The organism is Acidimicrobiia bacterium (assembly GCA_029210695.1).
Lineage (GTDB): Bacteria > Actinomycetota > Acidimicrobiia > Spongiisociales > JAHEDJ01 > JAHEDJ01.
On sequence record JARGFH010000020.1, the window covers coordinates 1 to 19,158 of the forward strand.

Here is a 19,158-nt window from a genome sequence, read left to right on the forward strand (position 1 = left end):
ATCACTGGCGAGCAGGTGGTCCCATCCCCCTGGCGAAACTCATCTCAAGGTGGTCCCATCCCGCTGGCGGGCGACACGTTGGGTCTTGCCCGGAATACAGCCGACGCGGGAGGGCTCAGTGGGCCGTGAGCAGTGGGCCGTGAGCAGTAGGCCGTTGGCAATACGCAATTAGCAATTGGCCCAGTAGGAAATGGGCGCCGGCGGGCTCATGGCTATTGCCTATGGCCTGTAGCTGAGTTGCGGGAAAACCCGTCGGTTGGCGGGAAATCAGTTGCGCTAGAGGATAAAGTCCTTACCTTGCAGTCAGTGAGTCACGACGTTTAGAGTGTCGCCACCGCTAGCACGGTGATGAACGGGACTCGGGGGAGGCAAGGCAAGTGCGGTCAAGGTCAAGACGGTCGGTCGAGTTGGCGCTGTTGACCGCGTTGCCCTTGCTTCTCGCTTCCTGCATCGAAGGCTCACCGCTCGACTCGCTCGACCCGCAGGGACCTGCGGCGCGTCGAATCGACGAACTCGGGACCCCGGTTTTCTGGATTGCCGGAGTGATCCTCGCCATCGTTCTGGGCGGCATGACCTTCGCGATGATCCGCTATCGAGATCGAGGCCAGGCTGATCCAAAGCAGATCCACGGCAACGCCAAGCTCGAGGTGCTCTGGACCGCCATTCCGATCATTCTCCTGGCGGGCCTCGCAGTACCCACCGTCCAGGCAATTTTCGACCTCACCGAATGCGATGCCGACGCCATGGAGGTCGACGTCATCGGCCATCAATGGTGGTTCGAGTACCGGTACCCGGAGGAGGGCATCACAACGGCCAACGTCATGGTCATCCCGGCCGGCAAACAAGTCTGTCTCAACATGACCTCCGAAGACGTCCTGCACAACTTCTGGATTCCGAAACTCAACGGCAAGCGCTATCTGGTGCCGGGGCAGCAGACGTTGCTCACCCTCGAGGCCGACCAACCCGGCGAGTACTGGGGCCAATGCGGAGAGTTCTGTGGACTGTCCCACGCCCTCATGCGGGCCAGGGTCAGAGCGGTCGGTCAGACCGACTACGAGGCGTGGGTAGCCAGGATGCAGCAACCGGCCACGCTTCCGGCCGATGGAACCCCTGCTGCAGCGGGCCTCGCCGAATTCAACGGGATTTGCAGCACGTGCCACGTGATCGAGGGTGTGAACCAAATCGACAAGCCGGTGGGGCCGAATTTGACCCACTTCGCCGATCCCTACCGCAATGTCTTTGCGGGCGCCTCACTCGACCGCACCGCCGAGCACATTGCAGAATGGCTGGCCGATCCACCCACCATCAAACCAGGATCGTTCATGCCGAACCTCAACCTGACCTCGGATGAGATCGACGTGCTCGTGGCATTCCTCCAAGGGCTCGACCCGACCAAGGGGAACTAATGGCGAGCACCGCGGCTCCCGCCTCAACCATCTTCCGCCGGCCGAAGCAGACCTCCGGATGGATGAGCTGGCTCACAACGGTCGATCACAAGAAGATCGGCATCATGTACGGGTACTCGGCCTTCTTCTTCTTCATCCTGGGCGGCCTCGAAGCGCTGATTCTCCGGCTGCAGTTGGCGGGACCCAACGGCACCGTCCTCGATGCGAACGAGTACAACGCGATGTTCACGATGCACGGCACCACGATGATCTTCCTTTTCGTCATGCCGGTCGGCGCCGCCTTCTTCAACTACATGATGCCGCTGATGATCGGCGCCAGAGACGTTGCCTTCCCCCGCTTGAACGCCCTCAGCTTCTGGATCTTCATCTTCGGTGGCATCTTCCTGTACTCCTCCTTCTTGTTCGGGACAACGGGACCGCCGGCGGGTGGCAACCTCCCGGGTGGTGCCACCGACGCCTCATGGCTGGGCAGCACGATCAACGGCGGGTGGTTCATGTACCAGCCCAACGCCGGTCCGCGTTTCTCAACAGGAACGGTGCTCGACTTCGGAGCCATCGGACTCCAGATACTCGGTCTGGCTTCGCTGATCTCCGCGGTGAACTTCATAGCCACGATCTTCAACATGCGCGCCAAAGGTATGAAGTTGCTGCGGATGCCGGTGTTCGTCTGGATGACTCTGGTTGTGGCGTTCCTGCTGCTCTTCTCGCTGCCCATCATTGCCGTGGCTCTGTTCATGGTCACATTCGATCGCCAGTTGGGAACCCTTTTCTTCGACACATTCCAGGGTGGCGATGCCATCCTCTGGCAGCACCTCTTCTGGTTGTTCGGTCATCCGGAGGTCTACATCCTCATTCTCCCGGCGATGGGGATCGTGTCCGAGACCTTGCCGGTGTTCTCCCGCAAGCCCCTCTTCGGCTATCCCGCCGTGGTGTTCGCCGGCGCCGCCATCGGGTTCCTCGGGTTCGGTGTATGGGCCCACCACATGTTCGCCTCGGGGATCACGCCGGTCGCCCAAGCCGCATTCGGGCTGGCAACAATGACGATCGCGGTGCCGACCGGCATCAAGATCTTCAACTGGATGGGAACCATGTGGATGGGGAAGATCAAATTCACCACCCCGATGCTGTTCTCGCTCGGCTTCGTGGCCCTGTTCGTCATCGGCGGCCTGTCGGGCGTCACTCACTCGATCGTCCCCGCCGACTGGCAGCAGACCGACACCTACTACATCGTTGCGCACTTCCACTACGTGCTGTTCGGCGGCGCAATCTTCGGCATCTTCGCCGGCCTCTACTACTGGTTCCCGAAGCTCACCGGCCGCATGCTGTCCGAGAAGCTCGGCAAGCTGCACTTCTGGCTCATGTTCATCGGGATGAACCTCACATTCGGACCCATGCACTGGCTCGGACTCCAGGGAATGGTCCGGCGCACGTGGAAGTATCCAGAGGAATACAACTTTGGGACCTGGAACATGGTCGTGACCGTCGGCGCCTACACAATCGCGCTCTCGATCCTCGTGTTCATGATCAACTGGGTCAGGTCGAAGCGAAAGGGCGTCGAGTCCGGCATGGATCCCTGGGACGCCCGCACTATCGAGTGGAGTATCCCCAACCCGACCCCGGAGTGGAACTTCGGGGTGAATCCCGAAGTGCAGGCTCTCGACGATTGGTGGCACCGCAAGTACGACGAGAACGAAGAGGGACGCCCCGTCCGAAAGGCCGAGGCCGATGCCACAATCGCGCAGTTCCACGATCAGGGCGTGAACCCGCCCTCGCCGATCCACCTCCCCTCGCCGTCATATTTCCCGTTCCTGGCGGGCGCCGCGTTCCTCGCCATCGGATACGGCGTGGTCTACCACACGAGAGGATGGGGCCTCCCGCTGCTCGCCTTCGGCGTGATTCTGCTGTTGTCGTCGATGATCGGCTGGTCACTCGAACCCCTTGAAGAAGATCACGAGGAGGTGCACGCATGAGCGACATCGCTCACGATGAGCAGCTTCACGAGAGCACCGGGATCGAGACCAGGAAGCTCGCTATGTGGATCTTCCTTTCGAGCGAGTTCATGTTCTTCGGTGCACTCATCTCCAACTACCTGCTGTTCAAGGGCAGGGTCGGATATCCGGAGCCGTATCCGTCGGAAATGTTCGACATTCCGTTCACTTCGGTCAGTTCGTTCGTGCTGTTGATGAGTTCGCTGACGATGGTGCTCGCCGACCATGCCATCCACCGGGACGATCAACGTGCGACGCGTACCTGGATTGTCGCAACGGCCCTCCTCGGCATGGTGTTCCTGTCCGGACAAGCGTTCGAGTTCACCGAGTTCGTTCTTCACGATCCACCGATGACGCTCTCCACCAACCCCGCCGCCTCCGCGTTCTTCACGCTCACCGGCTTCCACGGCATGCACGTACTGATTGGCGTCATCATGCTGCTCACGCTCGCCGGCACCTCTTTTCGCAAAGGACGGCTCTCGACCGCGACCGGGCTCAACCTAGAGAGCGTCGCCCTCTACTGGCACTTTGTCGACATCATTTGGATCGTGATCTTCACGGTCGTCTATCTGATCAAGTAGGGATCTCCGCATGACCACCCACGCACCAACCAAGCCGCACCCCAGCCCGAAGCAGTATGTGCAGATAGCTGTGATTCTGGCGGTGCTCACCGGCGTCGAAGTGGGCCTCTACTACATCGAACAAGCCGGGGTCTCGTCGGGGATCGTCTACCCGACGCTGATCGTTCTGGCCGCCCTCAAGTTCGTGATCGTCGTCGCCTTCTACATGCACGTCCGCTACGAGAAGAGCTTGATTGCCCGCTTCTTCACGGTGGGATTCGTCGGGGCTGTCATGTTGTACACGGTCGTTCTCGGCACCTTCGGCGTGCTCGCCGCCTTCGGCGGCTGAGCAAGGGCACCCGGTCGCAAGCTCCAGGTTGCAGTTCCGGGCCTACCGCCGCCACCCACCGGCAAGAAAAGCCAGGGGTCGAGACGCCGGACTACTCGCCGCGGACGACGACCACCAGGACAATGGCAACGACCACAGTCGCAATGCCAGCCAGTGCCGCGACAACCTCGGTATACCGGAGCTTGATGCTCGGGCGATAGCCGCCCAGAAACGCAAAGAGCAAGATCCCCGCTGAGATGACAATGGCCAGCGCGGACGCCGCCTCATGAAACAGCAGGAACAAGGTAGCGATCAACGCGATCACTCCGGCCAGCACGAGGACCGAGACCAATGGCAGCAGCATCGACTGGGTGAGCCTCGTCCGTACCTCACCCGAATCTGCCGACTCCCCAGCTGAGAAACCGGCCGGTACTGCCGTCACATGCGCCAGCACGGCTGTGCCGGCCCCCAGCCCGGCACCGCCGATCACGAGCCACCACAGAGCCGTCACGACGGGGATCGCCACGATGCCTTCGTCGATCGTCTCCATCCCCAGGGCTCCGGCGAGAACTCCCCCACCGATCGCGCCCAGCGCCAGTCCAATCAATGCGCCGAACCAGATACCCGATCCACCTACTACCGCCAACTCGGGGCGAAAGAAGGCAGGGCCGCGCCGTCCGAGAATGCCGAGAAACCCCCCGAATACCGCCGCCAGCAGCGCGGTCGCGATCACGATTGGGAGTATCTCGACCTGCACAACGGCTCGGAAACCCGTTCCCTGTTCCACAGCAGCGGCATTGTCCACGAGGAAGACCGCCGCCAGCCCGGCAGTAATGAGGCCGAAAAAGCCACCAGCGCCTGCACCCAGCGCGGCGGGAAGCCTCAACCGGCTCCCGAGCGGCGCCGGCTCAAAGGCGGGCAGTGCAGTTGCGACTGGTTGGAGAGCTTCAGCGGGGGCCGCGGTTGCGGGCTCTGAAACCTCGTCTCCGTCGTCTTCAACTGCATCGACGGGTGCGGGAACGGCGGATTCCGGCACTACGGCCGGGGCAGCTTTGGGTGCCTCCGGTGCGGCGACGCTGAAAGCAGATCCACTTGCCCAAGCTTCCAAAACCTGCTCGGCATCAATGCCCTGTGCAGCAGCCCGTGCGTCGACCGAACGCTGGATCAACGCTTCAGGTGCCCCCAGGGTGGCCGCAACCGCGGACAACAACTCGCTCATGGAGCCGGGATGATAGTGGAGTCGCGGGTCGCGGGTCGCGGGCACCTGGTACGTTGTACGTCCCCATGCTCTCCGCACTCTGCTACGGATCACTCAACCCGGATCTCGTGCACCGGCTCGGTCGCTTTCCCGAGCCTGGAGACGATCTTCGCTCTTTGACGTCCCGCATGACTTACGGGGGAGGCGGCGCCAATCCGGCAGTGGCACTGGCTGCATGGGGAGCCAACGCCTCCGTACTGGGCAACACACTCGGAGACGATCCACTGGGGAGGTGGCTGATCGACGACCTGGCCGCCCGAGGTGTCGATATCTCGATGATCGACCTGTCCCACACAACGCAAACGCCACACTGCATCGTGCTCGTGGGTCCCGACGGCGAACGAACCATCATCTCGAGTGGCTACAGAACAGCCAGGTGGCAGGAGGTGTCTACCGACGTGTGGAAGGGAAGGTCGGTGGCCCTGGTGGACGCGTACTCTGCCGGCGCGGGGGCGGCGGTGATCGCCGATGCAGCAGATGCAGGTGTCCCGGCAGTTGGCATCGATGTGACGGGCCGGGCGGCAGCCCCGCTTCAGGTATGCGTGTGGTCGAGCCATGAGCACGCAGTGGAAGACGCGCTGGCCCTGTCTCGATCCGGGCCGGACGTAGTACTCACCAGCGGGCGGGAGGCGGCGGCCTGGTATCGAGCGGGAAACGAGCTGCATGCGGTGCGCCCACCCGAGGTCGAGGCGATCGACCCGACCGGGGCCGGTGACACTCTCGCCGCCATGGTGGCGTACGGCACAGGGTCTCGATGGGAGCCGGCACACACGCTGCGTATGGCCGTAGCGGCAGCCTCTCTAACGGTGGGGCTCGAGAGGGGCGATCCGATCCCGGATCTCGGCGCCATCACCTCACTGGCGGCGACGGTGGCTACCTCAGAACAAGACACGGATCCTTCCGTCTAGCCTGCCCCTATGCGTGCCATCGGTCGTACCCTATTTCGCTTGATCACCTTCCTGTTGATTGTCGGCCTCGTCGTCGGGGTCTTCGGTCTCTACCTCGTGCGGCGTTCGTACCCTGTAATCGAAGGCGACGTCCGTGTCGCCGGCCTCGATGCCCCGGTGGACATCATCCGGGACACAAACGGCATCCCACACGTCTACGCCTCGACCACCCACGACCTCTTCGTGGCGCAAGGGTACGTCCACGCCCAGGATCGCTTCTGGCAGATGGACTTCTGGCGTCACATCGGACAGGGGCGTCTCGCCGAGCTATTCGGAAAATCGCAGGTCGAAAGCGACACTTTCCTCCGGTCACTGGGGTTCACTCGCCTGTCCGAGTTGGAGTTCGCTGCCCTAGATGATGAGGCAAAGGAGATCCTCGAGGCCTACGCCGAAGGCGTCAATGCCTACCTCGCCGACCACGCCGGCACCAGGTTGTCGTTCGAATACGCAACTCTGGTCCTTCAGAATCGTGGCTACGAACCCGAACCGTGGGAACCAATCGATACGTTGTCGTGGGCGAGAATGATGTCGTGGGATCTCGGTGCCAACATGGGCTCCGAGATCGCCAGGGCGGTACTGGCGGGCACCTTGCCGCGCAGCCGCGTCGACGAGTTGTACCCGCCGTATTCGTCGGATCGGCCCTACGTTCTTCCGGAATCGTCACCGTATGCCGGCGGAGATCCTGCGACTGCCGATCCCGTCGCCGGGCTCACGAACGCCAATCTGGCCGCCCTACTGGGTCCGGCGGCAACCTGGATCGAAACCCTCGATGCCCTGATCGGTCCATCCGGTGCAGAGGTAGGCTCGAACAACTGGGTAGTGGCCGGCTCGAAGACGTCCACCGGTTTGCCGATCCTCGCCAACGACCCTCACCTCGGCATTCAAATGCCGTCCATCTGGTATGAAGTTGGTCTTCATTGCGACGGGGCCTGCCCCTTCGACGTCACCGGCTTTTCGTTCGCCGGTGTCCCGGGCGTCATCATCGGCCACAACGACCGGATCGCCTGGGGTGTCACCAACCTCGCCGCCGACACCCAGGATCTCTACATCGAACGCCTCAACCCGGAAAACCCCGACCAGTACGAAGCCAACGGAGAATGGGTCGACCTCGAGATACGCACAGAGACGATCGGAATCGCCGGAACGACACCGAAAGAGATCCAGGTCAAATCAACGCGGCACGGACCGATCATCTCGGACCGGTACGGACCTCTGGAGGACTTCGGCAGCGAGGCTGGTATCGAGGTACCCATCAACTATGCGGTCGCGCTCAAGTGGACGGCCCTCGAACCATCCAGGCTCGTGCAAGCGGTGTTGAGCATCAACCAGGCCGCCAACTGGGAGGAGTTTCGCGAGGCAGTGAGTCGCTGGGACATCGCCGGACAGAATTTCGTGTATGCCGACATCGACGGCAACATCGGCTACCAGAGTTCAGGGCAGGTCCCCATTCGCTCGGCCGGGGACGGCCGATGGCCGGCGGCCGGCTGGGATGGAGCGACCGAGTGGACCGGATTCATCCCGTTCGAGAGCATGCCGACCGTGTTGAACCCGCCGGAGGGTTTCCTGCACAGTGCCAACCAGCAGATCGCCGACGGCTCCTACCCGTTTTATCTGGCGTACGACCTCGACTACGGCTATCGGGGTGATCGAATCGTCGATGTGCTGACCGACGCGACTCAGGTCGACATTGCATTCATCGCAGATTTGCAGCGCGACAACCGCAACCTCGGTGCGGAAGAGGTGATCCCGGCACTGCTGGCGGTCCCGACCGACAAGCCACTCGTTGGAGATGCACAACACATCCTCAACGATTGGGCAACCGGCGACGCCTACCAGCAAGGCGCAGACCTCCCGGGGGCTGCCTTGTATGCCACGGTATGGAGACACCTGCTCCGGCTCACCTTCCACGATGAGATGCCGGAGCGATTCTGGCCAGATGGTGGGAGTCGCTGGTTCGAAGTTGTCAACGGCCTGCTTCAGCAACCAACCAATGCATGGTGGGATATCGCCTCCACCTCAGATATTGAAGGTCGGGATGAGATCCTCGAGTTCGCCATCATCGCTGCGATGAACGAGTTGCGCGACGAACTCGGAGACGACCCGGCCGAATGGCGATGGGGTGATCTGCACGAGGCGACCTTCCGCAACGCGACATTTGGAGAGTCGGGGATTCCTCCCCTGGAATGGCTGTTCAATCGTGGACCTTACGCGGTGGGCGGAGGCGGATCGATCGTCAATGCCACGACCTGGGACGCCGCCGACGGTTATGAAGTCGTCGCACTGCCATCAATGCGGATGATCGTCGACCTGTCCAACTTCGAGCGGTCACGAACAATCCACCCGACCGGGCAATCCGGGCACATCTACCACCCCCATTACATCGATATGGCAGAGGCATGGGTGGTCAACGACCTCCACCCGATGCATTGGGATCGCGATGCGATCGAAGCGGATGCGGAGGGAACGCTGACGCTGAAGCCTTGAGAGCCGTGGGCGATAGGCGATAGGCAATAAGCAATCGTGGGATTCGGCGCTCGCGCAGGGCACCTGGCTGATGGTCCACGGCCCGCCCGCCCGGGAGATGCGCCATACTTGACTCATGCGTGAGTACGAATCCCAGCGACGGCCCGACCGAGAAGACGGCGCCTCAGGCCTGGCCGAGCGCCTCGATTCCCTGGGCATGGATTCGGTCGAGCGGGTGTTGCGGCGAGCGATCCAGCTCCAGTTCGACGATGAGCACGGCCCGGACACCCTCAGTCCAGAACACATCGAGCGCATCGCCGGGGAGATCGGCATCGACCCTGCCCACGTCCGCCGGGCTCTCTTCGAGGAGGCCACCGCCTCCGAGCAAGTCGAAATGACACCTCTCGATCGGTTCCTGGCCCCGGTGCGCATGAAGGAGCGCACCATGGTCGTTGGTGACCTAGCCGAGGTCACCAACACGATCGACACCTGGCTCGAGAAGCACGAGGGCCTCCAGAAGCGGCGCCTGCATGGACACGGAATCGTATGGGAGAAGGATCCCTCGCCGGTCGCCTCGATTCGTATGGGACTCCACCTGGGCAAGGGCAGCGGAGCTTTGCGGGCGGTCGGACCGGTGACCAACCACGTTCACAGCGTCGAACCCGGCAAGCATCTAGTCACACTCGAAGCCGACACCAGCATCATCGGGAAGACCGCCAAGGGTCTCCTGGCAGCCGGCGTCGGATTGTCGGTTGTGCTGGCGCTGGTACTCGGCATCATGGGCGCCGGTTGGGCGGCACTCGGCGGCGCGGCCGTGGCCCTCGCTGTGTTCGGTGGCATCGCCGTCACCACGGCCAGACTGTGGGCCGGTCGCGTGCGCAACGGGCTCAGGCGTGCCCTCGACGCAATTCGCCTGCCCGATGTCAATCGTGTTCACGAGTCGATCTTCGATCGGATCGAACGGGCCATCTCCAGCGCTCGCGGGCGCGACACCCGCTCCAAGTATTGAACCGGAGTCCGGCGGCGTACCATGGTGTTAACAGAAAGGCCGTCGCTGTGAAGAAGCTACTCATCCTCCTCGTCATAGGCGCCATCATCGCCCTCGCCGTCAAGAAGGGCTGCGCCGGCTCGACTCCATAGGGCTGCCAGGGCCGACGCACGGACGGCTTCGACCCGAGTTCCGGAGACCGAGCGTCGGGTTCTGAACTGGGTGATCATGGATCGCCTGTGATCACTATCACAGCTGGCCGGGGGCATCGCCATCGGATCCCCCGGCGCCGTCCCGTTGCTCGAGAGGGTTTGACACACGTCCTGAAACTCCCCCGCCGGAGAGCGTAGGGTGAATCGCGTCACACCTTGAGGAGGTAGACCATGGTCACGTCTTCCGAGCCCTTCGCAGCTCGCCTGGATATCGACTACCCCGAAACGCTCGACAGGTTCACGACGTTCTTTCGGCTGATCTGGATCATCCCGATCGCCATCATCCTTTCTCTGCTCACGGCAACCGGGAACGAAACGGTGGCCGAGACCGGTGAGCAGATCCAGAAGACCGGCATGGGGATAACCGGTGGCCTGGCGCTGGCCACGATGCTGATGATCGTGTTCCGGATGCGGTACCCACGCTGGTGGTTCGACTTCGCCCGAGAGCTGACCCGCTTCGGAGCGCGGGTCAGTGCCTATTTCTTCTTGCTCACCGATCAGTATCCTTCGACCGTTGACGAGCAAGCGGTGCACCTCGAGATCGATTACCCAGACGTGGAGCGAGACCTCAATCGCTGGCTGCCACTCGTGAAGTGGCTGCTGGCCATCCCCCACTACATAGTGCTCGCCGCGCTAGTTGCCATCGGGATCATCGTCTGGATCATTGCCTGGTTCGCCATCCTCTTCACCGGACGCTATCCCCGCCCGCTCTTCGATTATCTGGTGGGCGTTGGCCGATGGGGACTGCGAGTGGATGCGTACGCGTTCCTGCTGGTTACCGACGAATATCCGCCGTTCAGCCTCAAATAGGCCGTATCTAGCCCCTGCCGCGCCCGAGGAAGGCCTCAATAGCTCTGATCATGTGACCGGCGTGCGTGAGGGGAGCTTCATGGCGAGCTCCGACCAGTTCCACCACCTCTGGATGGCGCAGAAGTGAGGCCAGTTCGTACTGGACTTCGGGAAACATCAATTGATCCTCGGTGTTGATGATCACCAGGGCCGGTTGTTCCAGTTTGCCGATCCACGGGCGGGCATCGAAGCGGTTGACGGCTGAACCTGCCTGCCAGTAGAGGTCGGGGTCCCGGTTCTGTAGCTGCCAGTGGGCCCAGCGCAGGTGCTTGGGAAGCACAGCCCCGACGTTCGATAGGTAACCGGTTCTCGCCCGGGTACCTTCGGACCGGCTGAGGCGATCGAAAGCCCGAGCCAGCACGATCACTACCCCTCCTACGATCCGCTCGGCCGCCGAACGAGCCGGCCCGGCAGACGTGCCGGCCAGGATGAGCTTGTCGACTCGCTGCGGGTGCCGGTGGGCCAGTTCGAGGGCGGCCAGTCCGCCCATCGAGTATCCGGCGATGGAGGCCCGGTCGATTTCCAGCGCGGTCATGATGCCGGCCAGATCGTCGGCGAGGTCGGCGATTTCATAACGGGCACGCAGAAGATCCGACTTCCCGGTGTTCCGGCCGTCCGGCACGATCACCCGGTAGTTCTTGGCGAGCCTGCCGATCAACTTCCACCACACCACGAGACCGTGATCCCCCCAGCCGTGGACAAGCACCAGCGGCGGAGCTTCCGGGTTGCCGGCCTCCCGAACGAAGAACTCATTGTCTCCGACGAACACAGACCGCCCGGGCAGGCGGAAGGGGTGTTCTTGCGCTTCGGCCGCCTTCGGTTCCGGTTCCGGGCCGAGCAGCCGCCAGGCAACCCATGCCAGGAAGAGCCGCTTCATCCAGCGCATCATTGTTGTGCGCCCAGCGCGTCACGGGCGAACACGTACTCCTCAACAGGCCGGCCTTCGATCAGGTGCTCCTGGATGATCCGTTCCATCACCTCGGTGGTGACCGACCGGTACCAGACGCCATCCGGATAGACGAGGGCAATGGGTCCTTGCTCACAGATGCGGAAGCAGTCGACCTTGGTCCTCAGCGCGACGGCCTCCCCGTCGGTCATCCCGCCCGGGGGCGGTTCGCCGATCGACCCCCGCCACGGCGGCGGCGCACTCGCCAACTCCAGGTCCTTCATGCGCCGCTTCGCGTACTCCCACACGCTCGACGACTCCTCGTACGTCGAACAGCGCGGCGTCGTCTGTTCTGCGCACAGGAACAAGTGGCGACGCAATCCACCAATCGATAGCGCCGAGGCGATCTTCTGGAGCCGTTCATCGAGAAAGGGCAGTCGGTCACTCATGAGCCGTTCACGATACCGGTTTGGCGACGGGGTCTCGCCGGGTCTCAGGCACAAGGAACAGCACGCCGGCGGCGACCATCATGATCGACCCCGTCAGGAAGAAGCCGGCGGTGATGGCGCCGGTGTCGGCGATGAAGCCGAGCGCCAGTGGGCCCACTACGAATCCGAGATCTCCGGCCATCCGGTAGACGCCGACCGCAGAGCCTTCCAGGCCCGGCGGCGCAAGATCTCCCACCATCGCCGGAGGGGCGATGCCGGCCAGTCCTGCGGTTATTCCGAACACCATCGAGACGAACAGCAACCCGGTGAAGGATTCGAACATGCCGTATCCGGCTGTGGCCAGCGCGGCGGTCGCAAGACCGATCAGCGCCACCGGCTTCCCGCCGACCGAGTCGACGAGTCGCCCGGCCGGATTGACGATCAGGAGGTTGGTGAGGGCCGAGACGGAGAGCAAGATCCCTATGTCGCCTGCGCCGAATCCAAGCGACTGTTCTGCATAGAGGGGTAGGAGGGTAACCCTCGCACCTCCGCGCATGAACATCATCGAGAATCCCACCAGCATCAAGGCCAGATAGGTAGGCGAGCGAACAAGTCGCCGGGCCGCGGATACCACCTGCCGGGCACTCGTGGCTCTGGTCGGAAGATCCTCGATGAAGAACCAGGCAGATACCGCGACGAGGCCCGCCAGGACCGAGTAGACCCAGAACGGGGTCCGGAAGTCGCCCAGTTCGGCGAGGAACCCACCGACGAATGGGCCGATCGCCACGCCGACGAGCAAGCCGGTCTGATAGGCGGCCGTTGCCCGGCCGAGGCGCTCCCTCGGAGTGACCTGCAAGAGATACTGGAAGGCGGTGGTGGCGAAGATCGCCGAGCCGACCCCCTCGATGAAGCGCGACCCGAGCAGCACTGCATAGCTGGGTGCCAATGCGGCGGTCACGCTCGAGATAGCCAGAAGCGTCGTGCCCAGTACCGTGACTCTGCGGGCACCCCACCGATCACCCGCCATCCCACCGATCACACTGAAGAGAAGTCGGGCGACTGCAAATCCGGTGATCAGCGCCCCTGCCGCCGTGTACGAAACTCCGAACTCCAGCGCGTACAGAGGCAGAATCGGCGCAACGAGGGTGAGTCCGGCCATCACGAAGCCGACACTGATGGAGATGATCACTATCTGACGAGAGACGGTGGACGGCACTGCGGACCAGCCTAGGTGGGCGGCCCGTCAGCTCAGGAGGCGGATGCCCGCTCCGGCCACGATCGACCCGATCACGGCCGCCGCTTCGGTCCGTTCGGCCTCGAGGGCGGCGAGGAGGAAGTCCAGACGATCGGGATGGACCGAGATCAGCAGGCCTCCCGACGTCTGTGCGTCTGCGAGGACATCTCTGAGTGGGGACCCGACATCGCCGAAATCCACGTGATCGATCACCGCAGACATATTCCGTTTCGACCCCCCCGGCAGGATGCCCTGCGTGGCGAGGTCGAGCACCCCTTCTATCAGTGGTACCGAGACGGCGTGGATCTCGGCGCCTACTTCCGCCGCCGATACCATCTCGTGTAGGTGGCCGAGCAGTCCGAAGCCGGTGACATCTGTCGCCGCGTTGACCCCGACCGACGTCATGGCTCGGGCAGCGCCCTCATTGAGGGCGGCCATGACCTCGATGGCCCGCCTCTCCACCCCGGGATCAACCCGGCCGTTCTTGATGGCCGTGGCGATGATGCCGGTGCCGAGCGGTTTGGTCAGGACGAGCACATCGCCGGGTTGGGAACCGGAGTTGGTGACGAGGCGGTCGGGCTCCACGATCCCGGTTATGGCAAACCCGTACTTCGGTTCCGGATCGTCGATCGAGTGACCACCGACGAGCGTGCATCCCGCCAGTTCGAGTACGGCTGCGCCGCCGGCGATCACCTCTTCGAGGAGGTCAAACGGCAGCGTGTCACGGGGCCAGCCGACCAGTTGCAGGGCGGTGAGTGGAGTCCCTCCCATCGCATACACGTCGGAAAGGGCGTTGGCAGCCGAAATACGGCCCCAATCGTACGGATCATCGACAACCGGGGTGAAGAAGTCGACCGTCTGCACCAGGGCTGTTCCCCCGGGCGCGACGAAGACGGCAGCATCGTCGCTGGTTTCGAAGCCGACCAGGAGGTCCGGATGGCGGGTGACCGGTGAGTTTCGCAAACGGCGCAGGACCTGCGCCAGCTCGTCAGAACCGAGCTTGCACGCTCAGCCGCTTCCGTGCGAGTACTGGGTCAGACGCGGATTCAAGTCCATCTCGGTCACCTCCTTCCTCGTCGCGAGTTGCGAGTTGCTGGTCGCGGGTCAGGATGCCAGTTTGGCACGGCCTGAGAATACGGCTGCCGTTTGCCTCTGGCCGCACTCGCCCGGTCTTGAGAAGCTGAACATGTCATGTCGCCATTTCGCCGCGCTCGAGGCTCTCAAGTAGTGAAGGGAGAGTCGCAGGTGCAGGCAGATGATGAGCAAGCCTTCACTCGTTTCGTCAAAGAGACGGAACCGCGGCTCTCATATGCGCTGGCCGCCGCCTACGGGCCAGAGGTCGGCGCGGATGCAACCGCGGACGCTCTCACCTATGCCTGGGAGAACTGGGACAAGGTTCGGGTCATGAACAATCCGGCCGGATATCTCTACCGGGTCGGTCAGAGTCGCTCTCGGATCTACCGGCGGCCGCGCCTTCTGTTTCCGGGCGTGGCGCCGTCGGATGCTCACGATGTGGAACCCGGATTACCCGCTGCACTCGAGTCGCTCACCCGCAACCAGCGGGTGGCGGTTGTACTGCTCAATGCACTCGAATGGACCGAGCACGAGGCCGCCGAGTTCCTCGGGGTCTCCCGTTCGACCGTTCGCACCCATGCAGAACGTGGATTGAACAGGCTGCGTGCCGCCCTGGAGGTGACGGTCGATGCATGACGTCGAGGTTCAACTCCGCACGTACTTGGATTCAACAGTCGAACGGATCGACGCCGACGACGTGATAGCCGGAGCCCGGGCTACCCATCAGCTGAAGCGGTGGAACGCGGGGGTACGGCATCCGCTGCGTATCGCAGCCGCCGCCGCCACGCTCGTGACGGTCGCGATCAGCCTGGTTGTTGTCGGAGCATGGATGCTCGGAGAAGGCGTTCCTCGAATTGGAGAAGCCAACCCAACACCGACAGCAACTGCCCCGGTAGCAACGACCGTTTGGCCGATCGCGCTCGCCGGAATCGCCGCGGCCACAGCAGTAATCGCGACCATGACGGTCAAGAAGAGAAAGGGGGGTTCCGTGGACACACTGGAACGCCAAACACCCGAGGTGCGGATCGAGCACCTCCGCAAATCGAATCGCGGCCTGATAATCGCGCTGGTTGTGACAGTACTGGCCCTGGCCGGCCTGGGCGGCTGGGTACTGTTCGACAAGGTGATCGACACCGGCATCGAAGCCGACGTCCAGGCGCTGCTGGACGACTTCCTCGCCAACGCCAACGCGGGCGATCTCGAGGCGAACACCGATCTGTACACATCCAGGGCGGCCTACATCGAGGGAGACGGCACCATCTACCCGGCGCAGGACATCCCCGCGCACTGGGCAGACCTCGAAAGCTCACTGGGGCAGTTCGCCGGTGAGCAACTCGGTGATCCGCTGATCATCGAGGATCCCGATGCCAATCGCTATTTCGTCTCCGTGCCGGGACAGATCGGCTGGGGACGGGACCCCTACTACAAGCACTTCATGACGTTCGTCCTCACCGAGGTCGATGGGGAACTGAAGATCATCAGCCAGATGGTCAGTCCCCTCGACAAATGGCGCTAATCCATCCTCTTCTCGTTCCTGCGTCAGAGCCAGGCGTCACGCGCCGAGAACTGGCGCAAGAACGGGCAGGCGAGACTCACCGGCCGGCGTCGAGCGGCACCTCCACCTCCGCTACCCCCCTCAGCTGAACCGACGCCACCGCCCCCACGATCAGGACCATGCCGGCAATCTGAAGAGAGGCCATCTTCTGGGCGAACATCATCCAGGCGGCGACGGCACCGATAACGGGTTCGGCGGTTGCGATGACGCCCACAAAACCGGCGGAGGCTCGCCGCAATGCCTGGAGTTCCAGCATGAAGGGAATCGCCGTTCCGATGATGCCCAGCCACGCCAACTCGACCCAGACCCTCGGCGACAGGTCGGTCGGAAAGGACCACACCGGCTGAATCACGGCCCACATGAGCGCCGAAATGGCGAATCCGTAGGCCATGATGCCTGAGGGCGGCATCGTCTGGCCGAGCCTTTCCCCGATAATCAGATACGCGGCGAACGTCAGCGCTGCTGCCAACCCGGCCCCGACCCCGATGAGGTCGATGTCGGATACCCGCCACACCTCAGCAATGAGACCGGTCCCGATCAGCGCCACGTATGCCGCCCACCAGGTCGACCGACGTATGAATTTTCGTTCAACCCATCTCATCCACAACAACACAACGATCGGCGCCAGGAACTGAAGCGTCATGCCGGGCCCCACGCCGATGCGGTCGACCGCCTCGTAGTACGCCGCGTTCACCGCCGTGAGACTCGCCCCGAACAGAAGCAACAGGGTCCACGAGGCTCGTGCAGCCAGCTTTCCCCGATACCACGCGTACGGAAGCAGCACGACTACGGCCACCATCGCCCTCGACTGTGCCGCCCTTGCCGCGCTGATTTCGACGAGAGCGTCGCTGGCGATCGCGCCGCTCACGCCGAAGAGCAGCGCCGCGGTAAACGCGTACGCAAACGCCGAACCCCGGATGTTTGTCTCCTGCACGGGGCTATCCTGCCCCGCCATGACCGATCAGACCACTTGGCTCACTCCAACTGCGCACAAGAAACTCCAGGAGGAGTTCGAATCCCTCACCACCGAGGGCCGCATACAAATCGAAGAACGCATCGCGGAAGCGCGCTCCCACGGCGATATCCGTGAGAATGCCGACTACGACGCGGCCAAGAACGAACAAGGAATGATGGAAGCGCGGATTCGCCAGTTGCGCCACCTGCTCGACACGGCCGAGATCCGTGAAGCTGAGGACAGCGGCGTTGTGCAGGTCGGCACGATCGTCACGATCGTCGATTCAGAAGGCGATTCGACGGAGTACTTCGTCGCGCCGACCGAAAACCGGGTACCCGGGTTTCTGCTCGCCTCACCCACCGGACCGCTCGGAAGTGCTCTCCTCGGTGCCGCGATCGGCGACGAGGTCAGCTACAAGGCGCCCGGCGGAACGTTCACCGTCACGGTGGAAGCCGTTCGACCCTTCGAAGCTTGATGACCTGACCGGTTCTGGGTTCCAACACATCAGGGAGAGATACCCCGCCCGCCCGGGGCTAATGGCCGGAGGCCTCCAGCTGCCCGGTTAGCCTGAACCCGATCGACCACGGCTATGAGGCCCGCGTATGAAACTCCGTCTCCACAGTCCCCGCGAGCTCGCCACCAGGCTCAGATTGAGCGCGCGCCGCAGCCCCGAGGAGGTAGAGGAATACCTCGATACACACCATGAGGAATGGGAAGCGCTAGCGGAAGCGGACCCGCACGATGCCGCCGACATCCTCGAAGAACTGGGCGAACAAGCGGCCACCGACCTCATCTCAGATCTCGATCCGGATGATGCCGCCGACGTCCTCGAGGAAATGCGGGACGACCTGGCCGCCGACATCCTCGAGGAGATGGACCCGGAGGACGCAGCTGATGTCCTCGGGGAGATGCCTGCAGACGAGGCAGTCGACATCATTCATCGCCTCGAACCGGAGGCGCGCAGACAACTCATCGCCAAGCTCGAACCGTACTTCACCGATGAAGTCCGACAACTGCTCGGATATCCGACGGACACCGTCGGGGGTCATATGACCTCATCGTTCGCCTCGCTACCGCTCGGCATGACGGCAGGTGAGGCGATCGAGCGCATCCGGCAACTGAACGAAGAGCTCGAAGATCTCTCATACGTCTACATCGTCGATGACGACCGCAAGCTCGTCGGTGTCTTGTCCTTCAGGGAACTGGTGTTCAATCGGCCGGGGGCCGGCCTCGCCGACGTGATGATCCCGAATCCCATCGGCGTCACTCCCCTCACCGATCGCGAAGACGCTGCAGAGCTGGCCCAGCGTTACCACCTCTTCAGCCTCCCCGTCGTCGACGACAGTGGGCGCTTGATCGGCCGGCTCCCGAATGAGGAAATAATGGAGGCAATCCAACTGGAGGCCTCCGAAGACTTTGCGCTGGCGACCGGTGCCGGTGCCCACGAGACGGTCTTCACGCCCGTGCTGGGCTCGGTTCGAATGCGGCTCCCCTGGCTCAGCCTCAACCTGTTGCTGGCACTCATCGTTACTTTTGTGATTGAACGACAGACCGGCATCATCGAAGCCGAGCCAATACTGGCTGCACTCATGCCGGTGATTGCGCTCCTGGGCGGAAACAGCGGGTTTCAAAGCCTGGCCGTAGTCATCAGAGCCCTCGCCACCGATGATGTTCCCGGCACACAGGTGCTCGCCGTTCTCAGACGTCAGCTCGCCGTTGGACTGATGAACGGCGCCATCCTGGCGGTGATCGCCGGGACACTGGCGATGACCCTCATCAACGCGGGTGTGTTTGATTCGAGCTCGTCGTCTTTTGCGGTCGGACTAGCCGTCAGCATTGCTGCCTTCGGGAACGTGACGATCGCGGGCTTCGCCGGATCGGGGATCCCATTGCTCTTGAGAAAGCTGGGACTCGATCCCGCCCAAGCGTCGAGCATCTTCCTGACCTTGATCACGGACGTAGTCGGTTTCGGCGGGTTCCTGGCCGTGGCAGCCCTGGTCCTCAGTTCGTGAGTACCGGGTTGTAGG

At 62.9% G+C, this 19,158-nt stretch carries 18 protein-coding genes and 1 pseudogene; 12 read left to right on the forward strand and 7 right to left on the reverse strand.

What is annotated here, in order from left to right; all coding sequences use genetic code 11:
- Window positions 1–416: 416 nt before the first annotated feature.
- Genes coxB through P1T08_08150 form a run of 4 tightly spaced genes read left to right on the forward strand, consistent with a single transcriptional unit; the run spans window position 417 to window position 4,303 of the window.
- Window positions 417–1,406 carry a cytochrome c oxidase subunit II gene (gene coxB / locus P1T08_08135; GenBank protein MDF1596050.1) on the forward strand — a complete coding sequence of 330 codons (990 nt, stop codon included), beginning with the start codon at window positions 417–419 and terminating at the stop codon, window positions 1,404–1,406.
- Window positions 1,406–3,376 carry a cytochrome c oxidase subunit I gene (gene ctaD / locus P1T08_08140; GenBank protein ID MDF1596051.1) on the forward strand — a complete coding sequence of 657 codons (1,971 nt, stop codon included), beginning with the start codon at window positions 1,406–1,408 and terminating at the stop codon, window positions 3,374–3,376. Before coxB ends, ctaD begins: the two co-directional genes overlap by 1 nt.
- Window positions 3,373–3,975, forward strand: coding sequence for a heme-copper oxidase subunit III (locus P1T08_08145; protein MDF1596052.1), 603 nt, complete (start codon window positions 3,373–3,375; stop codon window positions 3,973–3,975). Before ctaD ends, P1T08_08145 begins: the two co-directional genes overlap by 4 nt.
- 10 nt (window positions 3,976–3,985) lie before the next feature.
- Window positions 3,986–4,303, forward strand: a complete 318-nt coding sequence (locus tag P1T08_08150) for a cytochrome C oxidase subunit IV family protein (GenBank protein MDF1596053.1) — start codon at window positions 3,986–3,988, stop codon at window positions 4,301–4,303.
- A gap of 91 nt (window positions 4,304–4,394) precedes the next feature.
- On the opposite strand, the gene P1T08_08155 is transcribed toward P1T08_08150, so the two are convergent.
- On the reverse strand, window positions 4,395–5,501 hold the full coding sequence (locus P1T08_08155) for a hypothetical protein (protein MDF1596054.1): 1,107 nt from the start codon (window positions 5,499–5,501) through the stop codon (window positions 4,395–4,397).
- A gap of 65 nt (window positions 5,502–5,566) precedes the next feature.
- Between P1T08_08155 and P1T08_08160 the strand changes: the two genes are divergently transcribed.
- The 3 genes from P1T08_08160 to P1T08_08170 all read left to right on the forward strand — a co-directional run bounded on the left by P1T08_08160 (window position 5,567) and on the right by P1T08_08170 (window position 9,959).
- Window positions 5,567–6,448 (forward strand): PfkB family carbohydrate kinase, encoded by an 882-nt coding sequence (locus tag P1T08_08160; GenBank protein MDF1596055.1) that lies wholly within the window; start codon window positions 5,567–5,569, stop codon window positions 6,446–6,448.
- Window positions 6,449–6,487: 39 nt separating this feature from the next.
- A complete protein-coding gene (locus P1T08_08165) occupies window positions 6,488–8,971 on the forward strand; it encodes a penicillin acylase family protein (protein MDF1596056.1) in 2,484 nt (827 codons plus the stop codon).
- A 115-nt stretch (window positions 8,972–9,086) separates the two neighbouring features.
- The gene (locus P1T08_08170; protein MDF1596057.1) at window positions 9,087–9,959 is read left to right on the forward strand and encodes a hypothetical protein; all 873 of its coding nucleotides are present in this window, start codon (window positions 9,087–9,089) and stop codon (window positions 9,957–9,959) included.
- A 56-nt stretch (window positions 9,960–10,015) separates the two neighbouring features.
- Here P1T08_08170 and P1T08_08175 read toward each other — a convergent pair whose 3' ends face one another.
- Window positions 10,016–10,168, reverse strand: a complete 153-nt coding sequence (locus tag P1T08_08175; protein MDF1596058.1) for a hypothetical protein — start codon at window positions 10,166–10,168, stop codon at window positions 10,016–10,018.
- 153 nt (window positions 10,169–10,321) lie between these two features.
- Between P1T08_08175 and P1T08_08180 the strand changes: the two genes are divergently transcribed.
- The gene (locus P1T08_08180) at window positions 10,322–10,960 is read left to right on the forward strand and encodes a DUF4389 domain-containing protein (GenBank protein MDF1596059.1); all 639 of its coding nucleotides are present in this window, start codon (window positions 10,322–10,324) and stop codon (window positions 10,958–10,960) included.
- Window positions 10,961–10,967: 7 nt separating this feature from the next.
- Here P1T08_08180 and P1T08_08185 read toward each other — a convergent pair whose 3' ends face one another.
- The 4 genes and pseudogenes from P1T08_08185 to selD all read right to left on the reverse strand — a co-directional run bounded on the left by P1T08_08185 (window position 10,968) and on the right by selD (window position 14,540).
- Entirely contained in the window at window positions 10,968–11,876 is a 909-nt protein-coding gene (locus P1T08_08185; protein MDF1596060.1) for an alpha/beta hydrolase, read from the reverse strand.
- 8 nt (window positions 11,877–11,884) lie between these two features.
- Window positions 11,885–12,334: a hypothetical protein gene (locus P1T08_08190; protein MDF1596061.1), complete on the reverse strand. Its 450-nt coding sequence runs from the start codon at window positions 12,332–12,334 to the stop codon at window positions 11,885–11,887.
- Between the two features lie 7 nt (window positions 12,335–12,341).
- Window positions 12,342–13,529 (reverse strand): MFS transporter, encoded by a 1,188-nt coding sequence (locus P1T08_08195; protein ID MDF1596062.1) that lies wholly within the window; start codon window positions 13,527–13,529, stop codon window positions 12,342–12,344.
- A gap of 27 nt (window positions 13,530–13,556) precedes the next feature.
- A pseudogene (gene selD, locus P1T08_08200) lies at window positions 13,557–14,540 on the reverse strand (selenide, water dikinase SelD).
- 252 nt (window positions 14,541–14,792) lie between these two features.
- Between selD and P1T08_08205 the strand changes: the two are divergent.
- Together P1T08_08205 and P1T08_08210 are read left to right on the forward strand one after the other, a co-directional pair.
- Entirely contained in the window at window positions 14,793–15,257 is a 465-nt protein-coding gene (locus P1T08_08205) for a sigma factor-like helix-turn-helix DNA-binding protein (GenBank protein MDF1596063.1), read from the forward strand.
- Window positions 15,250–16,137 (forward strand): hypothetical protein, encoded by an 888-nt coding sequence (locus tag P1T08_08210; protein MDF1596064.1) that lies wholly within the window; start codon window positions 15,250–15,252, stop codon window positions 16,135–16,137. Before P1T08_08205 ends, P1T08_08210 begins: the two co-directional genes overlap by 8 nt.
- A 76-nt stretch (window positions 16,138–16,213) precedes the next feature.
- Here P1T08_08210 and P1T08_08215 read toward each other — a convergent pair whose 3' ends face one another.
- A complete protein-coding gene (locus tag P1T08_08215; GenBank protein ID MDF1596065.1) occupies window positions 16,214–17,110 on the reverse strand; it encodes an EamA family transporter in 897 nt (298 codons plus the stop codon).
- A gap of 19 nt (window positions 17,111–17,129) precedes the next feature.
- Between P1T08_08215 and P1T08_08220 the strand changes: the two genes are divergently transcribed.
- Together P1T08_08220 and mgtE are read left to right on the forward strand one after the other, a co-directional pair.
- The gene (locus tag P1T08_08220; protein ID MDF1596066.1) at window positions 17,130–17,606 is read left to right on the forward strand and encodes a transcription elongation factor GreA; all 477 of its coding nucleotides are present in this window, start codon (window positions 17,130–17,132) and stop codon (window positions 17,604–17,606) included.
- A gap of 127 nt (window positions 17,607–17,733) precedes the next feature.
- A complete protein-coding gene (gene mgtE, locus P1T08_08225) occupies window positions 17,734–19,143 on the forward strand; it encodes a magnesium transporter (protein ID MDF1596067.1) in 1,410 nt (469 codons plus the stop codon).
- Window positions 19,144–19,158: the final 15 nt, after the last annotated feature.